Genomic DNA, 20647 nt, shown 5'->3' on the forward strand with positions numbered 1-20647 from the left:
TGGTTTCTCAATGCAGGATGCCCGACCTATCATATATCGTCAAAGTGACGTTCTGGACCCCGCCCGTGCGTGCGCGATGTATACCGCGTTGGGGATGCCGTGTGATGTGCAAACGGGTGATCCCTTGCCCCCGTTTTTCCATCAGCTTTATTTCTGGACACCTCAACTGCCTGGTACTCTGGGCCGCGACGGACATCCCAAAGTCGGGGGGCTGATCCCGGATATGGGCCTGCCCCGCCGCATGTGGGCCGGTGGTCGGCTGCAATTTGATGCGCCGCTGCGTGCGGGTGTGCCAGCTGAACGGCGCTCGGTGTGTGAGGCTGCTACCCGGAAGGAGGGGCGCAGCGGCCCGCTCGCGGTTGTGACCCTACGCCATGAGATTTGGCAGGATGGCGCGGTGTGCCTGCTGGAATGGCAGGATTTGGTTTATCGCGCAGATGCTGGCCTGACACCGGGTTCCCCGATGGCCGACACCAATGAGGATGAGGCGCGCGATGTGCCTTTCGATCCGACATTGCTGTTTCGCTATTCCGCGCTCACCTTCAATGGGCACCGTATTCACTATGATGTGCCTTATGCCCGCGACGTCGAAGGCTATGCGGGTTTGGTCGTGCACGGCCCGTTATTGGCGCAATATCTGATGCTGATGGCTGAAGAGGCGTTCGGGCCTTTGACGCAGTTCTCATTCCGTGCAACTGCCCCTTTGATGGACTTTGAAACAGCGACCCTGTGCCGACGAGGCCGGACGCTATGGGTGCGTGGCCCGGATGGGCGGCAGTGCATGGTAGCCGAGGCCTAGAACGAGGCTGCGACCTCGAACCCCCTAGGAATGGTGTTGCGCCCCTCGATGATCAGGTCCGCCATCGTTTGGGCGACTTTGGGGGCCATGCCAAATCCGATCTTGAACCCCCCATTGGCGATGAAATGCCCCGGCCTGTCCGGCCAGGGGCCCATCATAGGCGCCCGGCTGCGACTGCGGGGGCGCAGCCCGGCCCATCGCCTGAGCTCTGGTGCGTCGCGCAGCGCAGGCACGGCGTTGCGGGCGCGGCTCAGGATTGCGTCAAGTTGTGCGTCTGTGGCGGTCGGATCGTCATACTCTCGCTCGGTGGTGGAGCCGATGGCCGTGGTCCCGTCGCTGTGTGGAATGATGTGCAGCGTATCCGCAAAAAGCTGCGGCGCGTTCGGCATGGCATAATCCAGCAGAACCGCTTGCCCTTTGATCCCTGCACCCACCATGCGGCTATGATTGGCGTTGAGTTCATTGAGACCCGCAACCCCGGTGGTGTGGATAGTGAGCGCGGTATCGGGCCCATCGGGTCGTACGGTGACCCTCTTTGTCGCCAGTGCCGCGACAAGGGTGAGACAGGCCTGATGCGGATGAATGCGCGCGCTGAGTGTGTCGTGAATTTCGTATCCTGTCGGGCTGTGCGCGCCCCAATTTGTGTCGGTGACAGGTCGCACGATCCACTGCGCCGTGTCCCCCCAAAGCGTTGCGGCGGTTTCAGCGCGTTGATGAGCCAATGCGAGGGCTGCGTCATCGGCGATGGGTTGGGTGCGCCCCAGGCGGCCATAGCCTGCGCTTTGACCACCCGTCCGTTCAACATTGGCCCAGAACTCCGCGGCCATCAGCAGGCTTTCAAGCTGAAACTGCTTTTTCGGGTTCCAGTTTTCGGGCACATGCGGTGCCAATGCACCGACGATGCCCCCGCTTGCCCCTGCGGCGGCCCCATTCGGGTCGATGACCTGCACGGATGCGCCGCGCTGCGTCAATTCCCATGCGATCGATAGCCCGAAAATACCCGCACCGCGCACTGTGATCTTGTCGATTGCCAAGGTGGTGCCCTTTCGGTCAATGTCTGCCTCGTCAGGAGCGTCTTACAGGGGCAGGCAATGCAGGACCAGCGCGCGGAACTGGACTGGCGGGATGGTGGTGTGCCAGTGTCGCGCCGCTTTGATGATCCGTATTTCAGTCTCGACAATGGGCTGGCTGAAACGCGGCACGTGTTTCTGGAGGGCAACGGCTTGCCGGGACGGTTTGTGGACGGGTTCCACGTTGCCGAGTTGGGGTTTGGCACGGGCCTGAATTTCCTGACCACTTGGGCTGCATGGCGCGCGGCTGGCGTGAAAGGTACGCTGCGTTTCACGAGTTTTGAGGCCTTTCCGATGACCCCCAAAGATATGGGCACCGCGCTGGCTGCGTTTCCAGAGGTGACAGAGCTGGCCCACGCGATGTTGAGCGGTACACCTTTGGAGGGGGTCGAGTTGCGCGTCATCAAAGGCGATGCACGCATCACACTGCCTGCATGGGACGGCATGGCCGATGCGTGGTTTCTGGACGGGTTCTCACCCGCCAAGAACCCCGAATTGTGGGGTGCGGATCTGATGGCATCTGTTGCAGCGCATACGGCTTTCGACGGCACCGCCGCGACGTACACTGCCGCGGGGTTTGTGCGCCGGGGGCTGGAGGCCGCAGGCTTTGACGTCACCCGCGTTCCCGGTTTTGGGCGCAAGCGTCACATGACGGTCGCGACCTTGCGATGAGTGCGGGCAACAACACACGCCTTGGGATTGCGCTGATGATCGCCGTGTCGGTGGTGTTTGCAGGTCAAGACGGCATCTCGCGCCATCTGGCGAGCGAATATAACGTCTATATGGTCGTGATGATCCGATACTGGTTTTTCGCCGCCTTCGTTATCACCATTGCGGCGCGTAAGGCCGGAGGCGTCGCTGCCGCTGCCAGCACCAAGCGGCCCGTGGTTCAGGGGTTTCGAGGGCTGCTGCTGGCCGCTGAGATTTGCGTGATGGTCAGTGCCTTCACGATCCTTGGGCTCGTGGAAAGCCATGCGGTCTTTGCCGCCTATCCGTTGCTCGTGGCCGCCCTGTCTGGGCCTGTACTGGGCGAGCATGTGGGCTGGCGGCGATGGGCCGCGATTGGGGTTGGGTTTGTCGGTGTGCTGTTTATTCTCAAGCCCGGACTGGGCGTGTTTAACCCGGCGGCGGTGATCCCGCTGATCTCGGCGGTGATGTTTGCGATGTACGGATTGCTGACCCGGTACGTCGCCCGTGATGACAGCACGGCCACCAGCTTTTTCTGGACAGGCACGACGGGCGCGGTGGCGATGACCTGCGTCGGTCTGTGGTTCTGGGAGCCGATGAGCGGTGTTGACTGGGCGTGGATGGGGGCACTTTGTATGACCGGATCGCTTGGGCACTGGCTGCTGATCCGCTGTTATGAGGTGGCAGAGGCAAGTGCCGTGCAGCCGTTCGCCTATTTTCAGATGGTGTTTGCCGCTGGGGTCGGGATCGTGCTTTTCGGCGAGGCGTTGCAGATCAACGTGTTGATCGGTGCCGCGATCATTGTGGCTGCGGGCCTGTTCACCCTATGGCGCGAACGGCAGCAGGGTTGAGCCTGTGAGTTCTTCGCTGAACGGGATCGGCAGAGCGTCTTTGCCGAGTCGTGCACGATAGACAGGCAGGCTTTCGGTGACCCGCATCACGTAGTTGCGCGTTTCGCGGAAAGGGATGTGCTCAATCCAGTCAATAACGTCGAACTCCGGACCAAGGCGGCGTGGATCTCCATAGAGACCCATCCAACGGATCGGACGGCTGGGGCCTGCGTTATAGGCTGCGGACATCAGGATCACGTTGCCGCCGAACTGGGGCACAAGCTGGCTGAGAAAGGTGGACCCGAGTTCGGCGTTGTAGACCGGATCGGTTGTCAGTCGCGCTGTTGAATGTTCATCATTGCGCCCAAGACTGCCCGCCACCTCCTGGGCTGTTGCAGGCATCAACTGCATCAGACCGCGCGCGCCTGCACTTGATTGCACCTTGGGATCAAATTCGCTTTCACGCCGAGCGATGGCGAGGTTCATCTCGGGGGCCATGGGCAGGTCCGCCTCTGCCAGTGGGTGTAGCGCGTAATAGGGGGCGTGCAATGTGATCCCACGCCGCGCCACCTGCTTGCCGATCATCACCGCCAGATGGGGTTGCTCCGCATCAATGGCGGCTTGCCCAAGCTGAGCGGTTTCAGTGGGGTGAAGCGTTTCGGCCAGATGGGTCCAGAACCGCTCGGCCAAATCCAACTCATCGGAGGCTTGCAGGAGCAGACCCGCCTGGAACAGGTCCCGTTCGGCGAGGTCAGAGCTGCGCCAATCCGGCACGGAGGCGGTGCCGGCCAACAGTGGGTCGATGGGCAGATCGCCCCGTTCGGCGGCCAGCAATCCATAGAATGATGTCTGAAACTGCGCCCCATCAGCATAGGCGGCTTGGGCGGCATCGGAACTGCCCATCGCTTCGTGCGCGCGCCCGATCCAGTATCCGGCGCGTCCGCGTGAGATGAGGGAGGTGATGGCGGCCCGGTGGTTCTGGAAATGCCCGAGGGCCAGTTCGGGATCGTCAAGCTTGCGCAGCGCGATATAGCCTGCGAGCCATTCCAGATCGGCGTAATTCGACCCGAACATCAGAAAGTGGTTGGCTGCCATCTGATAGGCGCGGCTGGCATCCCCGCCACGCATTTCATCGCGCACCACGGCGCGGCGACGGTTCGCCCATGCCTCGGGTCGGCCAAGCGTGTCGGCAGAGCGGGAGGTTGCCAGCAGCAGGTCTTTGGCATCATCCCATCGCCCCTTGCGGATACGCCATTCAAAGCGGTCGTGGGACAGGCCTGCGTCCGATTGCAGCGCCGCAGGCAGCGCATCAATCAGGGCGTTCACAGTGGTGCTGCCAGCTTGCAGAGCAAGGCGGGCGCGTCCGAGTGCTGCCTGATCATCCGGGATCAGATCGAACATCCGGCGTGCGTCGTCGCGTTGACGATCCCAGAGCATTGCCGTGGCGCGCGCCTGATGATGGGGGCGGATCACCTCGCCGTAGAGCGACAGATAGAGCGCGTGGGTGGCTGCGGACATTGGCATGGTGCGCCACGCCAGGATCAGGGCAGTCTCGGCTTTGCTGCGTTGACCTGCGCTGATCAGGGCGGCGGCGTAATCAAGGGTGGCGGAGGCGGTTTGCGGGATCGCATCGTCATAGAACCGTAGCAGGGCCGCGTCCCCGGCTTTGGCCACGGCATCCTCTGATTGGCGCAGCAGATAGGCTTGTCCCGGCCAATCGGGCCGCCGGCCCAGGAATGCGCGCACCTCGGCGTAGGTACCACGGCCTGTGCGCAGTCGATGCCATTCGATTACGTCCGCCGCGATGGGGCCATCCCGGGCAGCAAGTGCGGCGGCGGTGTCCCAGTTGCCTGCGCGCATCGCATCCAGTGCCCAACCAAGTGGGCGGGGTCGTTCGGCCAAAGCGGTCACAGCCAGCAGAAAAAGCGCCATTACGGCGCAGGCACATCGGCTCATCACTTGCATTTCCCAACGCCTCATGGCTAGAGCCTTGCAGCATATGACAGGACTGCGGGGTTTCAACTCACGATGCTGCCATATGCGCATTTCATCCCAGGCCATTTGCCTGCCACACGTAAAAAAGGAGCTTCGAGATGTTTAAAGGTTCTATGCCTGCCCTCGTAACGCCGTTTCGTAACGGCGCTTTGGATCTGGAAACGCTCAAGAAGCTGGTTGAGTGGCATATCGGCGAGGGGACCAACGGGTTTGTGCCCGTCGGCACCACAGGCGAAAGCCCCACGCTGACCCATGAAGAGCACGAGACCGTCATCGACACGGTGGTGAGGGCCGCTGCGGGCCGCGTGCCCGTGATCGCGGGGGCCGGGTCCAACAATACGGTCGAGGCGATCCGCTTTGTGCAATTCGCCGAAAAAGTTGGGGCGGCTGCCGCGCTGGTCGTGACGCCGTATTATAACAAGCCGACGCAACGCGGGTTGATTGCCCATTTCACGGCCTTGCATGATTGCGCCGATATTCCGATTGTCATCTACAACATTCCCGGCCGGTCCGTCGTCGATATGACGCCCACGACCATGGCTGAACTGGCCAAATTGCCCCGTATTGTGGGGGTAAAGGACGCGACCGGCGATCTGGCCCGTGTGTGCGAAACCCGCATGGCCTGTGGCCCTGACTTTGTGCAGCTGTCTGGTGAGGATGCGACTGCACATGGGTTCAACGCCCAAGGTGGCGTGGGTTGTATTTCGGTTACGGCAAACGTCGCCCCCAAGTTGCTTGCGCAGATGCAGGCGGCCTGTCTTGCGGGGGACTATGCCACCGCGCTCGAGATTCAGGACAAGGTCATGCCGCTGCACAAGGCGATCTTTACCGAGCCGGGCTTGGTCGGTGCGAAATATGCGATGTCACAGTTGGGCCTGTGTTCGGACGAGGTCCGTCTGCCCCTGACAGGCTTGGCGGATGAAACCAAAGCATTGATCAACGCAGGCCTGACCCACGCGGGCTTGATGTAAACCGTTGGGGCGGGCGATTACGCTCGCCCCAAACTTAGCGTTTGCCGTAGTAGAGGCCGACGACGTGTTCAGCTTCGGCAAAGAACAACCAACGTGAGACAAGCGCGCCCGCGACGTGGCTGATCACGGCCAGCAGAGCCAGCACATGCGAGAATGATACCGCCAGCAGCGCGATGGGCAGTACTGCCATGAGCGCGATCGCAATGATCCGCAGCTTTTGGCTGTGTTTGCGCCCCACGACGTATACAAACTCCTTGAGAAGGTAGTTCGTGCCGGTATGCGGCGGTTCAAACGCGCGCACGCTGCCGATGTTGCCCAGCCCCGTTGCGGTGGCGAGCGATGTGCCTGACCCGGAAAGTGCCCCATCGCCCTGAGCCCAGAGAACGACCTGCACGACAGCCGCAATCGCCAGAAGCCCCATCGCCCACGTGACTTGTCCGGCCAGCAGTGCACCGCCCGCAAAGGCGTAGCTGAGGAACATCGCGGGCGTTGCGGTTGAGTTCCAGCGCGGGACCGACTTGAGCTGGGTGTAGATCATCGATGTGGTAAAGATCGTCAGCACCGAAAACACGGCCCCGATCAGGCCAAGAATCGTCCAGCGTTCCCCGAAAAAGACGAGGCCCATGCCGTAGACTGCCATGACGAGAAGCGCGATCACCGCACACCATCCTTCGCGGCTGAGCCAGGAAGAGCGCCACTGCGTGAATGCCTTGAGTGCGCGTTCGGGGCGGCCAAGGTGGAAGGTTGATGACATCAACCCACCCACTGCGCATACATATGCGATGGCGAAAAAGGCGAAGGCGGTCCAGCCTGTGACGCCCGGATATCCCAACCCAAGAAACGCCAGAAGCCCAAAGCCGATGCCCGAAAAGACGGTGAAGAAAATGACGGAAGGTGCGGGATGCATCAGAGTTTCTCCAGCGTTTTGTCGAGCCAGCCAAGGAAGCCTGTGGCCTCTTGCGCAACCGGCTCGAGGTAAGGTGCCAGAACGTCGATATCGCCAGCCCCCTCACTCAGCGTGTCCTTGGGCCGGGGGGGCAGGTATTGGTTGACCGGTTTTGTGCCCTGTTCAGGCATCAGGTCCATGCCGCCGCGTTCCGCGGTGAGCTTTGAAACGTGACTTTCGGGGTCGGCGAAGTCGCCAAAATGGCGCGCCCCTGAGGGGCAGGTCCGCACGCAGGCGGGTTCACGATCCACCTCGGGCAGGTTTTCATTGTAGATGCGGTCGACGCAGAGCGTGCATTTTTTCATCACATTTTCGACCGCGTCCATTTCGCGGGCACCGTAGGGACAGGCCCATGCACACAAGCCGCACCCGATGCAGTCGGATTCGTTGACCAACACAATGCCGTCCTCGACCCGCTTGTAGCTTGCCCCGGTGGGGCAGACGGTTACGCAGGGCGCGTCTTCGCAATGCAGGCAAGATTTGGGGAAGTGGATGAGTTGTGCTTCGCCCTGGGCGGGCTGCACTTCGAAGCTGTGGACGCGATTGAGGAACGATCCCGACGGATCTGATCCATACGCATCCATATCAGAGAGCGGTGCCCCGTAGTTTTCGGTGTTCCATCCTTTGCATGAGATCACGCAGGCATGGCATCCGACGCAGGTGTCGAGGTCGATGACGAGCCCGAGCTTTTTGGTGGTGCTTTGGGGGAGTTGTGTCATGCCAGCGTCTCGCTTGTCGTGAGGACGGACTGGGGCGCTGCCCCAGACCCCGCCGTATTTTTGGTCAAAAGAAACATCATGCTGTCGCGTCCGTGGTCAAGGTCAACTGGCTGACGGGTTTCGTTTTGGATTTGTCCCAACTGGCGATGAACCAAATGAAGGATCCGACCGCGATGGCCACGAAAGCGGCGATGGCGAGCAGAGTGCGTTGGATACCGCTCATTTGCCGACCTTCCAGCTGACTTTGGCGGGGCCTTTGCCGACAGGTGATTTGATCGGTGCCATGACGGGGTGGGATTCTTGTGGTGCGTCGACTTTTTCGATCCGCACCTTGAGGTCGAACCATGCAGCCTGTCCGGTGATCGGGTCGGAATTGGCCCATCGCAGTCCGTCGCCCTTGGGTGGCAGTAATTCGTGCATCAGGTGGTTGAGCAGGAAGCCGCGCGTTGCCTCGGGTGCTTTCTCGTCCAGCGCCCACGCCCCCTTGCGTTTGCCGATCGCATTCCACGTCCAGACCGTGTTTTCGTTCAGCGCTGCCATTTCGAGAACGGGTACCGTGATTTCGCCATGGGGTGAGGTGACCTTGGCCCAGTCCCCATCGCTGAGCGCGTTGTCCCGCATCAGCTTGGTCGGCAGATAGAGCGGGTTGTGCCCGTGCAATTGTCGCAGCCAAGCGTTTTGTGAACCCCATGAGTGATACATGGCCATGGGCCGCTGTGTGAGCGCCGTGATGGGGAAGTCGTCAACCTTGTTTTCGGGTGCGGGGTCGTACCAGATGGGCAGCGGATCCATCGTTGCCTTGATCCGTTCACGCAGATGATCGGGGGGTTGGCGATCCCCGTGCCCTTCGGCGGCGAGTTGGAACCGGCGCATGGGTTCGATGTAGAGCGAAAAGAGATAGGGTTGTGGGCTGTCATAAAGCCCCATGCCCACGGCCCAATCCTGATAGGCGGCATTCCACGGTTTGTAGTAGTTCGCCCCTTCGGGGATGTGTTCAATAAAGAAGCCCCCGTTTTCGATGTAGTTGTCGAGCTGGCTTTCGTTGACGTCGCCGCGCCCCGAAGTCAGCCCGTCTTTGCCCATGCGGAACCCTGCGAGGGGGCCGATACCGGGTTTGCGTTCGTGGTTGACGATGTAGTCCGCGTAGTCGGCGTATTTCTGGCTGCCGTCATCGTTCGTGAAGCCCGGCAGGTGCAGTCTTGCGCCCAGTTCGCAGAGTACGGATTGGAAACCACGCACATCACGGTCGGGTTCGATCACCGGCCAGCGGATCGCATCGGCGGCGGCATCCGCCTCGCAAATGGGCCGATCCAGCAGCGAGATACAGTCGTGCCGCTCAAGGTAGGTGGTGTCAGGCAGGATCAGGTCGGCGTAGGCCACCATTTCCGAGCTATACGCATCCGAATAGATGATGCGGGGGATGACATATTCGCCATCGTCGCCCTTGTCCGTCAGCATGTTGATCACACCGCCGATATTCATCGATGAATTCCAGGACATGTTGGCCATGTACATGAACAGCGTGTCGATCTTGTAGGGATCGCCCGCATGTGCGTTCGAGATCACCATGTGCATCAGCCCGTGGCTGGACATGGGGTTTTCCCACGTAAAGGCCTTGTCGATGCGAGCCGGGCTGCCGTCATCCTTCAGGGCGAGGTCTTCTGGGCCGTGCACAAAGCCCAGGTGCGGGCCGTCAAGCGGGCTGTCGGCGGTGACTTTGCAATGTGGTTTGGGATGCGCGGTCGCGGGCTTGGGGTAGGGCGGTTTGAAGCGGAACCCCCCGGGCACCTCGACGCTGCCAAGCAGGATTTGTAGCACGTGCAGCGCGCGACAGGTCTGGAACCCGTTTGCGTGGGCACTGATACCGCGCATGGCGTGGAACGACACGGGCCGCCCTTGCATGGTCTTGTGTGTTTCGCCCCGAAAATCTGTCCATTCCTGATCCAACTCGAACGCTTCGTCAAAGGCGACACGCGCAATTTCGGCGGCGAGCGTACGAATGCGTTTGGAAGAGATCCCAACACGTTCAGCGACGGCTTCGGGGGTGTATTCATCGGCCAGGTACCGTTCGGCCATATGTTGCATGACGGTGCGATGGCTGACGCCGGCGTGGCGGTGTGTGGCGGTGAGGTCTGGTTTCACCCCCTTTTGGTCAAAGGGCGTCAGTTTGCCCGTGGCCCGGTCCATGACCAGTTCCTTGCCCGCATCATCACGCAGCAAGAGGCCAAATTCAGGCGATTTTTCGTCACCGTTGACAAGGCAGGGTGCGTTGGTGAATTGAGCCAGATAGTTGACATCAATATTACCGGTTTTCATCAGGCAGTGCACCAATGACAGGATGAAAAGCCCGTCTGTGCCCGGCGTGATGCCGACCCAATCATCTGCGACCGCATTATAGCCTGTGCGGATCGGATTCACGCCGATCACGCGGGCACCGCGCCCCTTGATCTTGCCGATACCCATCTTGATCGGATTTGAATCGTGGTCTTCGGCGACGCCGAACAGCATGAACAGCTTTGTGTGGTCCCAGTCCGGTTGTCCAAATTCCCAGAACGCACCGCCCATCGTGTAGATGCCTGCGGCTGCCATATTGACCGAGCAGAACCCGCCATGGGCTGCATAGTTCGGTGTGCCAAAATTCTGCGCCCAGAAGGATGTGAAAGATTGAGACTGATCCCGGCCGGTGAAGAAGGCGAGCTTGGAGGGGTCCTTTTTGCGCAGGGGTGCAAGCCAGTCGGTGGCGATCCCCAGGGCTTCGTCCCACGAGATTTCCTCAAACTCGCCCGAACCGCGCGGGCCGACCCGTTTCAACGGGGCGCGCAGACGCGATGGCGCATTGACCTGCATGATCCCGGCGGACCCTTTGGCACAAAGCACACCCTTGTTCACGGGGTGGTCGCGGTTGCCCTCGATATAGGCAACTTTGCCGTCTTTGAGGTGCACGTTGATCCCGCAGCGGCAGGCGCACATGTAACAGGTCGTCTTGCGAATTTCGTCGGAGACTTTGGGCGACAGATCAAGCTTGGGCTGGTTCATGTGGTCTCCTGATGGGCGGCAGATTGCAGGGCGGTGACTGCGATCATATGCAGTACGTCGTCAGCGGTGCAGCCCCGGCTGAGGTCATTGGCGGGTTTGGCGAGGCCCTGAAGGATGGGGCCGATGGCGGTGCATCCCCCGATGCGTTGGGCAATCTTATAGCCGATATTGCCTGCATCGAGGTTTGGAAAGATCATCACGTTGGCGTGGCCTGCGACGGGGGATCCGGCGGCCTTGCTTGCCCCGACATCGGGGACAAAGGCGGCGTCGAATTGCAGCTCTCCATCCGCGTCGAGGCCTGGATATTGTTCCGCCAGAATATTTGCGGCCTCGGTCACCTTGGTGACGCTCGCATGGCGCGCGCTGCCTTTCGTGGAAAAGGACAGCAGGGCCACTTTGGGCGTTTCAGCCATGAGGGTCCGGCATGAGGCGGCGGATTGGACCGCGATTGCGGCAAGGTCATCGGCATTTGGGTCAATCACCAGCCCACTGTCCGAAAAGATCATGGCGCGCCTGCCCGATGGGTGGTTTTCTGGCAGAACCATGAGGAAAAAGCTGGATACCAAAGCGGCGTCGGGAGCTTTGCCGATGACTTGAAGCGCTGCGCGCACGGTATCAGATGTTGTCGCAACCGCCCCGCCCACAGTACCATCGGCGTACCCCATGCGGACAAGCATGGCGGCAAAGACCAGCGGGTTCTCTGTCAGCGTTTCCGCTTTTTCAAGTGTGACGCCTTTGTGCTGACGGTGTTCGAAAAAGCCCTGTGCGATCTCGGCCTTGCGAGGATCGACAGCGGGATCAGCTATGCGTAACTGATCAGATGGCTGGCCGCCCGCATTTTGTAATGCGGCGGTGACGGCCTTCGTTTCACCCACAAGGGTGATTGTGCTCAGACCAGCGGCAACAGCGCGAATGGCAGCGGCCACGATCCGGGGATCGTGGCCTTCGCTCAATACGATATGAGCGGGATGGGCCGCTGCACGGCTCTGGAGGTCATCCAGAACACTCATGCGGCCCAACCTGTTTGCTCAGAGTTTTTCACGTGGCTCAAACAACCTGCTCGCGCATGTCGTCTTTGCTGATCCCGGCCACTTGGACGGGCTTCTTCATGGCATCGCGACGGAATGGGTCGCCGAGTTCCTGGTTGATCATCGCTTCGATCAGCGTGGTGATCCCGTTTTCCATCTGGTCCTTGATGGCTTGGGCCAGTGCCTCGGTCAGTTCGTCTTGTGTGCGGCACACGACACCTTTGAGGCCGCATGCGTTGGCGATCCCGGCGTAGGACACATCTTCGTCCAGCTCGGTGCCGACGAAGTTGTCGTCAAACCACAGGGTCGAGTTCCGCTTTTCCGCACCCCATTGGTAGTTTCGGAAGACGATCTGCGTGATCGCAGGCCAGTCGCCGCGCCCGATGGCGGTGAGTTCGTTGACCGAGATGCCAAACGCGCCGTCACCAGCAAAGCCCACGACAGGCACATCGGGCTTGCCAATTTTCGCACCCACGATTGAGGGCAGGCCGTAGCCACAAGGGCCGAACAGGCCGGGGGCCAGATATTTGCGGCTTTCGTTGAACGACGGGTAGGCGTTGCCGATGGCGCAGTTGTTGCCGATGTCGGACGAGATGATCGCCTCGACCGGCAGCGCCTTCTGGATCGCGCGCCATGCCATGCGGGGGGCCATCCAGTCGGGCTTGGCCGCGCGTGCGCGCACGTTCCAGTCGGTGCCCGGATCGTCCTGTTCCTCGGTCATCGAGGTCAGTTCCTGCGCCCATGCGGACTTGGTGGTCGCGATGGTGTTCTTACGTTCGGTGCGGTTTGTGTCGCCCGCATCATCGCTGAGTTGCGCGGTGATGCCCTGAGCAACCTTGGCCGCGTCGCCGACGATGCCCACAGTGACCTTCTTGGTCAGGCCGATGCGGTCAGGATTCAGGTCGACCTGGATGATCTTGGCGTCGGTGGGCCAGTAATCAATGCCATAGCCGGGCAGGGTCGAGAACGGGTTAAGGCGCGTACCGAGACACAGCACCACGTCGGCCTGGCTGATCAACTGCATACCCGCCTTGGAGCCGTTGTAGCCTAACGGACCTGCGAACAGCGGATGGTTGCCGGGGAAGGCGTCGTTGTGCTGGTAGCCGACACATACGGGAGCGTCTAGGCGCTCGGCCAGAATGCGCGAGGCCTCGATGCCGCCCTTGGACAGCACTGCACCTGCGCCGTTCAGGATGACGGGGAACTTCGCCTCACTCAGCATTTTTGCAGCGTCCGCAACAGCGGTATCACCCCCTTGGGGCAATTCGAAGTCGACGATGACGGGCAGGTCGATGTCGACCACTTGCGTCCAGAAATCGCGGGGAATGTTGATTTGGGCGGGAGCCGACGCGCGCTTGGCCTGCATGATCACCCGGTTCAGGGTTTCGGCAATGCGCGACGGGTCACGCACTTCTTCCTGATATGCCACACAGTCGGCAAACAGGTTCATCTGTTCCATTTCCTGAAAACCACCCTGACCGATGGTCTTGTTCGCGGCTTGCGGTGTGACCAGCAAGACCGGCGTGTGGTTCCAGTATGCGGTTTTGACGGCGGTGACGAAGTTGGTGATGCCGGGGCCGTTCTGCGCGATCATCATGCACATCTTGCCGGTCGCGCGGGTAAAGCCATCGGCCATCATGCCGCCGGACGTTTCATGGGCGCAGTCCCAGAATTTGATGCCGGCATCGGGGAAGATATCCGAAATCGGCATCATGGCGGATCCGATGATCCCGAATGCATTGTCGATCCCGTGCATTTGCAACGTTTTTACAAAGGCTTCTTCGGTGGTCATTTTCATGGCGGCGCTCTCCAATAGAAAAGGGGGGCGTCGAATCGCCCCGGCTAGGTTGACCCACAGGGTAAAGACCAGCACGCTCTGAAGTTAGGGCCAGTTGTGAAGCTGCCTTAGGTCCAGGTCAGGGATTGAGGGCGCGCGCGATCAATGAGATCCCGTTCGCGATTTTGTCAGCCTGGATCGAGGAGTATCCGAGCCGATAATAGTTGCGCGGCAGTTCGTCACCCGAGAAGAACGCATGCCCCGGTTCGATGAGGACGCCGTGGTCGCGCAAGCTACGGGCCAGATCGCGGGTATCGACCCCATCAGGCGCACGCATCCAGAAAGATGAACCCCCAAATGCACCAATCCCGGCCACGTGCAGTCCATGTTCGTCAATGGCCTGTTGCATCGCTGTGCGACGCTTGTGCAAGGCAGCCCCCATCTTGCGAATTTGGGCGTCGTAATGTCCCATCGAAAGGAAATAAGCAGCCGTACGTTGAATGTGCCCCGGTGGGTGGCGCAACACCGATGTGCGCAGTGCGCGCGCTTCGCGCACGAACGGCTCGGAGCCAACCAGATACCCGAGGCGCAGCCCCGGAAACAGCGATTTCGAGAAACTGCCCACATAGATCACACGCCCGTCCGTATCCATCGATTTCAAGGCCGGAGAAGGCGGTTCAAGAAACGACATTTCGAACTCGTAATCGTCCTCGACGATCAATGCCTCAAGCTCGCGGGCTCGGTCCAAAAGCGCTTGTCGGCGTGCCATAGGCATGGTTGCGGTCGTTGGGCACTGGTGGCTTGGCGTCGTGAAAATGACGTCAGCGTCCGGGGTAATTGCATCTGGTGGCAGGCCATCTCGGTCAACCCGTACTGGTGCCATATGGCAGCGCGATTGGGTCAGAATTTCGCGCAAAGCGGGGTAGCAGGGGTCTTCGAATGCGGCGGTGCGCCGTTGGGTCAGCAATACCTGTGCGGCGAGCCATAAAGCGTTTTGCGCGCCGAGCGTGATCAGAATCTGGTCCGCATTGGCGGCGATCCCGCGGCGCGGTAATGTATGGCGTTGGATAAATTCGATCAGTTGAGGGTCGTCCTGGTCGAAGTAGTCCGAGGTCAGTGCCGAGAAGTCACGTTGGCCGAGGGCCTGCAGCGCGCATTGCCGCCAATTGGCATGATCAAAGAGCTGTGGGTCCGTCTGCCCGTAAATGAAGGGGTATCGAAATCGTGCCCAGTCCTGTGGTTTGTTGAGGGTCTGTCCGCCCGAAAAACGTTGGCCGATCGCGCGTGTCCAGTCGACATTGTCGCTGACCATCTGCTGAGGCCGGTAGACGGGTGGGATTGGTGCATTGGCCGAGACATAATATCCTGAACGCCCCCGTGCTGACAGGTAGTCGGAGGCCACCAATTCAGTGTAGGCCAGCGTGACCGTAATCCGGCTTATGCCCAAATGTGTTGCCAGTTTTCTGGTCGAAGGCAGCTTTTCTCCTGCCCCGAACCGGCCTGACAAAATACCGTGCGCAATCATCTGCTGCACCTGACCTTGCAGGGTGCCCTGATGTGTGGGCGAAAGGAAAAATGTTTCGACCGGGAGCGCCATGCGCCAGTCTTAAACTGGTCTTATGGCTGGGTCAATCTGGCATTACAGATTGCTGAATACATTATACCTCGTAATCAGGGTATTCTGGTTAACCTGCAAGTGCAACAAAAATCGAGACGTTTTGTTTCATTTATTGGAGCGAACTTCTCCTTGGCTCATCCCTTGATATCACGATCAATGTATCGATGATGATTTATCGCATAATCCTTGCGCGCTTTCGAAGTCTTACAATCTTGTTAACCTCCCGAGCGCGGAGACAGCGTCTTATTAAGATATGCGTAGGCAAATGTGTGCTTTCGAAATCCATGAGAAAGCGCCCTCCATGACCGAGCAATCGACCCGTCTGTCACTTCCCCTTATCCAGCCATCGCAGGCTCAAAAACATGTCACGCATAATAGTGCGCTTGAAATTCTGGATGCTGTTGCGCAGTTGAACGTGCTGTCGCGTGAGGCAAACACGCCCCCAACGCTGACGGAAGAGGGTACTGTTTTTGCGCTTGGTGCTGCACCGCAGGCTGTGTGGGCTGGCCATCCCAATGAGGTTGCAATCTGGTCAAATGGCGGCTGGTTGTTTGTCGAGCCCCGCGAGGGTTGGGTGCTTTATGATCAAGCTGATGACGTCATATGTGTGCGCAAAGGTGCTGTTTGGGAGCCGGTGACCCCGAACCTCGACAATATTGCGGGCGTTGGCATCAATGCGAGCGCTGATGCGGTGAACAGGTTGATTGTATCGGCAGATGCAACGTTGCTGACCCATGAAACAACGGGCGGTCATCAGTTGAAGGTCAACAAGGCCGCCACCTCTGATGTTGCAAGCCTGCTGTTCCAATCCGGTTATTCGGGCCGCGCGGAGATGGGCACAATGGGCAATGATGATTTCGCGATCAAAGTTAGCGCGGATGGGGCGACCTTTGTCACAGCCCTTGCCTTCGATGGGGTCACGGGCCGTGCGACAGGTGAGGCCGTGCAGCAAAGCAGTGATGACGTCACGCCCGGCCGTCTCATGCGTGCCGATTGGGGGTACAGCTCCGGGAATGTCGTCGGCACCGTGGCTCAGACTGCTGGTTCGCCAACGGGTGCCGTGATTGAAAGTGCCACTACGCCGCAGGGTGCATATGTGCGTTTTGCCGATGGCACGCAGATATGTTCAGGCCCCCTCAACCTGAATTTCGGCGGTGCCAACCGGATCGAGGCTGTATGGGTGTTCCCTGTGCCGTTCGTGGGGGTGCCGGTTGTGACCGGATCCGTTGATGCCAACAGTATTCAGGCTGACGCGACGCCTGATCCGGATGCGTTGGGTGCCCTTATGAGCGCCAACACAGATGGGACACAGGCGACGTTCGCCCAGTATCGCATTGCCGGACTGACCGATTTTCAAAGTGGTGACACGGCTATGTGCCAAGTGATGGCAATTGGTCGCTGGTTCTAAAGTGCACGCATGTCTGTCGGCCAATGGCAGGCGCGCTGGCAACCTCATATGTGTGGATGGTCTCACCTGAGGTGACCACGCAAAACCTCAATACTTCTTTACGATTCAACATGATAGAAACGCTCCTGGTGCCCCATTTCTTCTGTTCGCGCCCTAAAATCTGGTAAAAAGTAGGCCGTACTTACCGTTTCCTAAGACTTCTGCTGGATCATCCGCTTGGTCAATGACACGCAATTGTCAAAGACCAAAGGCCCGGACCCAATCGTCCGGGAGTGATTTGGAGGTCTAGGTGTTTCAACGTATTTTCCAGCTTTTTAAACGGTATGCGGACCAACATCTGACTCTGGAGGGCGAAGGGTTTGCGTTGCTCGGGCATGACGGTGAGGTGGCTGGGTATGTCGACCTGGTTTCCGTGGCGAATGGGCGGCTGGTGATCGAGGGCTGGACCGATGCGCGCGAGGTTGTCCTGTCGTTTGCAGGTACGGAGCATCGCGTGGCACCGAGCCTGCCGCGGATCGATGTGGCTGCCATGCGCGGAGCCGATCCAAAGAGGCCCTTTGGTTTTGTTTTGGACGTGGCGTGGATGGACCAGGACGGCGCTCTCAGCTTGATGTTTCAGGTTGGACGGACTCAGCCCCAAATCTTGCCGCGATTTTCGAGCCAGGCCTTGAAGGATGCACATCGGCAGATGATCCGCCCCTTTGTGCGTGATGCGATCCTGGCGCTGCCGGATACATGGCGGTGGTATCGTCACGGCGATCACGCAGCACGTCAGGCCGTCAAACGTATTCTGGGTTTGCAAACGCGGATTGAGCCCACGGTCGTGGATAGTGCGCTTTTGCTTCCGGCGCTCCAGGGCGCTTCTGACGACACACCCGTCACCATTATCATTCCGGTTTACAATGCGTTCGACCTGTTGGCCGAGTTGTTGAACCGGGTCGCGCTACATACCGATGTTCCCCATCATATCGTCTTGATTGACGACTGTTCGCCTGATCCGCGCGTGCGCCCGTTCCTGCGGGGTTGGGTTCAGGGGCAACCAAGGGGCAGCGTCAGTTTGATTGAAAATGTGAAAAATCGGGGATTTGTTGGATCGGTCAATGCGGGTTTTGATATTGCTGCACAGCGCAATGAGGACGTGATCCTGCTGAACTCGGATGCAATGGTGCCATCAGGTTGGGCCAGCCGGTTGATGGCCCCGATCCGTGCACGGGCGGATATTGCCAGCGTGACCCCCATGTCAAACGATGCTGAGATTTTCACGGCTCCACATATCTGCGAACGTGTCGATATAGTGGACGGTGCTGTTGATGTCATTGATGCACGTGCGAGATGTTTGAATGTCGGCGCGACATGGCAGGATACACCGACCGGGGTTGGGTTCTGTATGGCAATGTCGCGACACTATCTGAATCTTGTGCCGCAGTTTGATACGGTTTTCGGCCGCGGTTACGGAGAAGAGGTGGACTGGTGCCAGAAAGCGCGCGCTAACGGCGGATATAATGTCGCCCATCCGGGCCTCTTTGTGCAGCACAAGGGTGCGGCATCCTTTGGCAGTGCCGAAAAGCTCGAAATGATCCAGCAGAACAATCAAAAGATTGTGGCACGCTATCCAAGTTTCGATGCCGAGGTGCAGGATTTTATCCGACGTGATCCGCTGGCGACCGCGCGTCTGGCCTTGGGCATGGCAGTGCTTGAGGCGCAGACGGCCCTCCCGATTCCGATCTATCTGGCACATAGTCTGGGCGGCGGTGCCGAGATCTATTTGCAGTGCCGTCTTGAGCAAGACATCATTGATGTCGGTGGTGCGGTGGTTCTACGCGTGGGTGGCGTCGCGACTTGGGATGTCGAACTTGTGACGGCTCAGGGGAGCCACCGGGCCGGGACGTCCGAGTTCAAAGATGTTGAGGCGTTGCTGGCCCCGCTGACCAGACGCCGGGTGATTTACTCCTGCGGTGTGGGGCACGTGGACCCGGTGGAGTTGCCTGCGCGACTGTCAGATCTGGCGACACCCGGTGCGCAACTGGAAATATTGATGAACGACTATTTCCCGATTTCCCCGTCATTCAATCTTTTGGATAAAAACGGGAAGTTCTCGGGGGTCCCCGATGAGGAAAATACCGATGATGTGCACACCACACGCCGCCCTGATGGCACGTTGATCACGTTGGCCGATTGGCGCGCTGCGTGGCGACCAGTTATGGCGCACGCGACCGAGGTGCGCGTCTTTTCCAAAAGCGGGCACAGTCTGGTGATGTCGGCCTTTCCCGAAGCGGCTCGTGCATTGCGCATCGTGCCCCATACCCTGCCGCATGATGTTCCCCGCTTGCAGCAACCCAAGCGCGTCGCCGGTGACGTGATCGGTGTCCTTGGCAACATTGGGTTCATAAAAGGTGCTGCTGTACTGGCAGATCTGAGCAAAACAATCGCATCGCGACCCAATGCGAAATTGGTCGTCTTGGGGAATGTAGATCCGGATTATCCCCTCGCTATGGGCACAAAAATTCATGGTGGGTACAAGGTTTCAGAACTGCCTGAATTGGTGGCCCGCTATGGCATCACCATGTGGTTGATCCCGTCGATCTGCCCGGAAACCTTTTCCTTCACAACGCACGAGGCGCTTGCGACCGGTTTGCCGGTCTGGACCTTTGATCTTGGCGCGCAGGCCGAGGCGGTCTCGGGTGCGCTCAGCAGTGGCGCATCGGGTGGGCTCAGCAGTGGCGCATCGGGTGGGCTGATCAAGCTACCAAAGGGGGACATCACCGCGGAAATGATCCTGGCGCATGTCCTGCCGGAACCCAACGTCACCGATTTAGTATTTCGCTGTGATAACGGCGCAGAAAGACGAGCCCGATCAGCATGAAAAACAGTGATAGGCCGAACACATATGTGGGCGAAGTATAGTCTGCCGTATAGTTGAAATAGAACCCGCTGCGCATTACCCCGATGACATGGATCAACGGGTTGAACCAAACGTAGGAGGCGTAGGGTTCAGGAATTGAGTCAAACGTGAACAGCACACCTGATACGATGAACAGCGGCCTGGTAAACACGCTCCAGACCTGCTGCCAGATCGGGAAAATGGTAAACATAAAGCAGTTGAAGCTTCCAACCCCGAGGGCAAGCGCTGCAACCATGACCAATGCCTGAGCGATAACAGGCAGGTCTGGCGAGGTACGTGTATCCAAGGCAAGGACCAAACCAAACAGAATGATGTAGGCAACCATCACTTGCGTCATCATGTTGACCGTAAATCGCGCGATCATCGCATCCAGAAATGTCACGCTTGGGTAGGTCAAAAGGGCACGGGAATAGGTCAGCGCCCCCGCGACCTTCAGCGACACATCCGTGAACATCAAAAATGGCACGACACCTGTTGCGTAGAATATCGGGAAATTAACGCCGATCGAGGGAGCCTGAAAGCCCAACGAAAAGATCGCTGTTAAAACGGTAATCGCGGCGACCGGTTCCAGAATGGCCCAGAGATAACCGCCCGGCGACCTGCCATAAGATGTCGTCATTTCGCGCAGGATCAATGCCAAGATCGTGCGCGCGCTGGCAAAACTGCGCCCTTTTGAGACAGCGCGCAGTTTTGGTGTGGCGGTTCCACCGGTGGGTTCGAAGTGTTTGGTCATGTGTCCTTCTCACTGCGTCATGGTGTCGAATTGTCCCGACCGCGGCCGTGCGAGCCATGAACGTTGGAGTTTGTTAACCAATTTTCACTACCAAAGACTTAATCGAGAGGCAGACGGGGACGCCACGC

At 59.4% G+C, this 20647-nt stretch carries 16 protein-coding genes; 6 read left to right on the top strand and 10 right to left on the bottom strand.

The window, feature by feature from the left end; genetic code table 11:
- The first annotated feature begins 76 nt into the window (after window positions 1-76).
- Window positions 77-799 (top strand): acyl dehydratase, encoded by a 723-nt coding sequence (locus Q0859_RS12825; protein WP_299151773.1) that lies wholly within the window; start codon window positions 77-79, stop codon window positions 797-799.
- On the opposite strand, the gene Q0859_RS12830 is transcribed toward Q0859_RS12825, so the two are convergent.
- Window positions 796-1827: an FAD-binding oxidoreductase gene (locus Q0859_RS12830; protein WP_299151839.1), complete on the bottom strand. Its 1032-nt coding sequence runs from the start codon at window positions 1825-1827 to the stop codon at window positions 796-798. The two genes, Q0859_RS12825 and Q0859_RS12830, sit on opposite strands and share 4 nt — an antisense overlap.
- Window positions 1828-1890: 63 nt before the next feature.
- Here Q0859_RS12830 and mnmD point away from each other — a divergent pair, with 63 nt between their 5' ends.
- Complete coding sequence (gene mnmD / locus Q0859_RS12835) at window positions 1891-2541, top strand: tRNA (5-methylaminomethyl-2-thiouridine)(34)-methyltransferase MnmD (protein WP_299151777.1); 651 nt, start codon at window positions 1891-1893, stop codon at window positions 2539-2541.
- Window positions 2538-3407, top strand: a complete 870-nt coding sequence (locus Q0859_RS12840) for a DMT family transporter (protein WP_299151780.1) — start codon at window positions 2538-2540, stop codon at window positions 3405-3407. The genes mnmD and Q0859_RS12840 overlap by 4 nt, the downstream gene beginning before the upstream one ends.
- On the opposite strand, the gene Q0859_RS12845 is transcribed toward Q0859_RS12840, so the two are convergent.
- Entirely contained in the window at window positions 3381-5366 is a 1986-nt protein-coding gene (locus Q0859_RS12845; protein WP_299151782.1) for a lytic transglycosylase domain-containing protein, read from the bottom strand. The two genes, Q0859_RS12840 and Q0859_RS12845, sit on opposite strands and share 27 nt — an antisense overlap.
- 113 nt (window positions 5367-5479) lie before the next feature.
- On the opposite strand from Q0859_RS12845, the gene dapA reads away from it, so the two are divergent.
- A complete protein-coding gene (dapA, locus tag Q0859_RS12850) occupies window positions 5480-6352 on the top strand; it encodes a 4-hydroxy-tetrahydrodipicolinate synthase (RefSeq protein ID WP_299151784.1) in 873 nt (290 codons plus the stop codon).
- 34 nt (window positions 6353-6386) lie between these two features.
- Here dapA and Q0859_RS12855 read toward each other — a convergent pair whose 3' ends face one another.
- The 7 genes from Q0859_RS12855 to Q0859_RS12885 all read right to left on the bottom strand — a co-directional run bounded on the left by Q0859_RS12855 (window position 6387) and on the right by Q0859_RS12885 (window position 15455).
- Entirely contained in the window at window positions 6387-7259 is an 873-nt protein-coding gene (locus Q0859_RS12855; RefSeq protein ID WP_299151785.1) for a DmsC/YnfH family molybdoenzyme membrane anchor subunit, read from the bottom strand.
- A complete protein-coding gene (locus Q0859_RS12860; RefSeq protein WP_299151788.1) occupies window positions 7259-8017 on the bottom strand; it encodes a 4Fe-4S dicluster domain-containing protein in 759 nt (252 codons plus the stop codon). Before Q0859_RS12860 ends, Q0859_RS12855 begins: the two co-directional genes overlap by 1 nt.
- Window positions 8018-8093: 76 nt before the next feature.
- Window positions 8094-8240, bottom strand: a complete 147-nt coding sequence (locus Q0859_RS12865) for a hypothetical protein (protein WP_299151789.1) — start codon at window positions 8238-8240, stop codon at window positions 8094-8096.
- Entirely contained in the window at window positions 8237-11053 is a 2817-nt protein-coding gene (locus Q0859_RS12870; protein WP_299151790.1) for a molybdopterin oxidoreductase family protein, read from the bottom strand. Before Q0859_RS12870 ends, Q0859_RS12865 begins: the two co-directional genes overlap by 4 nt.
- The gene (pta, locus tag Q0859_RS12875; RefSeq protein ID WP_299151791.1) at window positions 11050-12063 is read right to left on the bottom strand and encodes a phosphate acetyltransferase; all 1014 of its coding nucleotides are present in this window, start codon (window positions 12061-12063) and stop codon (window positions 11050-11052) included. Before pta ends, Q0859_RS12870 begins: the two co-directional genes overlap by 4 nt.
- Window positions 12064-12100: 37 nt before the next feature.
- A complete protein-coding gene (xsc, locus tag Q0859_RS12880; protein ID WP_299151792.1) occupies window positions 12101-13879 on the bottom strand; it encodes a sulfoacetaldehyde acetyltransferase in 1779 nt (592 codons plus the stop codon).
- Between the two features lie 118 nt (window positions 13880-13997).
- The gene (locus Q0859_RS12885) at window positions 13998-15455 is read right to left on the bottom strand and encodes a PLP-dependent aminotransferase family protein (RefSeq protein ID WP_299151793.1); all 1458 of its coding nucleotides are present in this window, start codon (window positions 15453-15455) and stop codon (window positions 13998-14000) included.
- A gap of 322 nt (window positions 15456-15777) precedes the next feature.
- Here Q0859_RS12885 and Q0859_RS12890 point away from each other — a divergent pair, with 322 nt between their 5' ends.
- Window positions 15778-16884: a DUF2793 domain-containing protein gene (locus Q0859_RS12890; protein WP_299151794.1), complete on the top strand. Its 1107-nt coding sequence runs from the start codon at window positions 15778-15780 to the stop codon at window positions 16882-16884.
- Between the two features lie 289 nt (window positions 16885-17173).
- Window positions 17174-19747, top strand: a complete 2574-nt coding sequence (locus tag Q0859_RS12895) for a glycosyltransferase (RefSeq protein WP_299151796.1) — start codon at window positions 17174-17176, stop codon at window positions 19745-19747.
- On the opposite strand, the gene Q0859_RS12900 is transcribed toward Q0859_RS12895, so the two are convergent.
- Entirely contained in the window at window positions 19689-20519 is an 831-nt protein-coding gene (locus Q0859_RS12900; RefSeq protein WP_299151798.1) for an ABC transporter permease, read from the bottom strand. The two genes, Q0859_RS12895 and Q0859_RS12900, sit on opposite strands and share 59 nt — an antisense overlap.
- Window positions 20520-20647 lie beyond the last annotated feature (128 nt).

The sequence above is a fragment of the uncultured Tateyamaria sp. genome, assembly GCF_947497045.1.
Taxonomy (GTDB): domain Bacteria; phylum Pseudomonadota; class Alphaproteobacteria; order Rhodobacterales; family Rhodobacteraceae; genus Tateyamaria.

Excerpts from the sequence above, each read along its gene's own strand:
- Q0859_RS12855 (WP_299151785.1), bottom strand. The coding sequence starts at position 7,259 with ATGCATCCCGCACCTTCCGTCATTTTCTTCACCGTCTTTTCGGGCATC.
- dapA (WP_299151784.1), top strand. The coding sequence starts at position 5,480 with ATGTTTAAAGGTTCTATGCCTGCCCTCGTAACGCCGTTTCGTAACGGC.
- Q0859_RS12845 (WP_299151782.1), bottom strand. The coding sequence starts at position 5,366 with ATGAGGCGTTGGGAAATGCAAGTGATGAGCCGATGTGCCTGCGCCGTA.
- Q0859_RS12890 (WP_299151794.1), top strand. The coding sequence starts at position 15,778 with ATGACCGAGCAATCGACCCGTCTGTCACTTCCCCTTATCCAGCCATCG.
- Q0859_RS12860 (WP_299151788.1), bottom strand. The coding sequence starts at position 8,017 with ATGACACAACTCCCCCAAAGCACCACCAAAAAGCTCGGGCTCGTCATC.
- pta (WP_299151791.1), bottom strand. The coding sequence starts at position 12,063 with ATGAGTGTTCTGGATGACCTCCAGAGCCGTGCAGCGGCCCATCCCGCT.
- Q0859_RS12825 (WP_299151773.1), top strand. The coding sequence starts at position 77 with ATGTATACCGCGTTGGGGATGCCGTGTGATGTGCAAACGGGTGATCCC.
- Q0859_RS12900 (WP_299151798.1), bottom strand. The coding sequence starts at position 20,519 with ATGACCAAACACTTCGAACCCACCGGTGGAACCGCCACACCAAAACTG.
- Q0859_RS12840 (WP_299151780.1), top strand. The coding sequence starts at position 2,538 with ATGAGTGCGGGCAACAACACACGCCTTGGGATTGCGCTGATGATCGCC.
- xsc (WP_299151792.1), bottom strand. The coding sequence starts at position 13,879 with ATGAAAATGACCACCGAAGAAGCCTTTGTAAAAACGTTGCAAATGCAC.
- Q0859_RS12865 (WP_299151789.1), bottom strand. The coding sequence starts at position 8,240 with ATGAGCGGTATCCAACGCACTCTGCTCGCCATCGCCGCTTTCGTGGCC.
- Q0859_RS12885 (WP_299151793.1), bottom strand. The coding sequence starts at position 15,455 with ATGGCGCTCCCGGTCGAAACATTTTTCCTTTCGCCCACACATCAGGGC.
- Q0859_RS12870 (WP_299151790.1), bottom strand. The coding sequence starts at position 11,053 with ATGAACCAGCCCAAGCTTGATCTGTCGCCCAAAGTCTCCGACGAAATT.
- mnmD (WP_299151777.1), top strand. The coding sequence starts at position 1,891 with ATGCAGGACCAGCGCGCGGAACTGGACTGGCGGGATGGTGGTGTGCCA.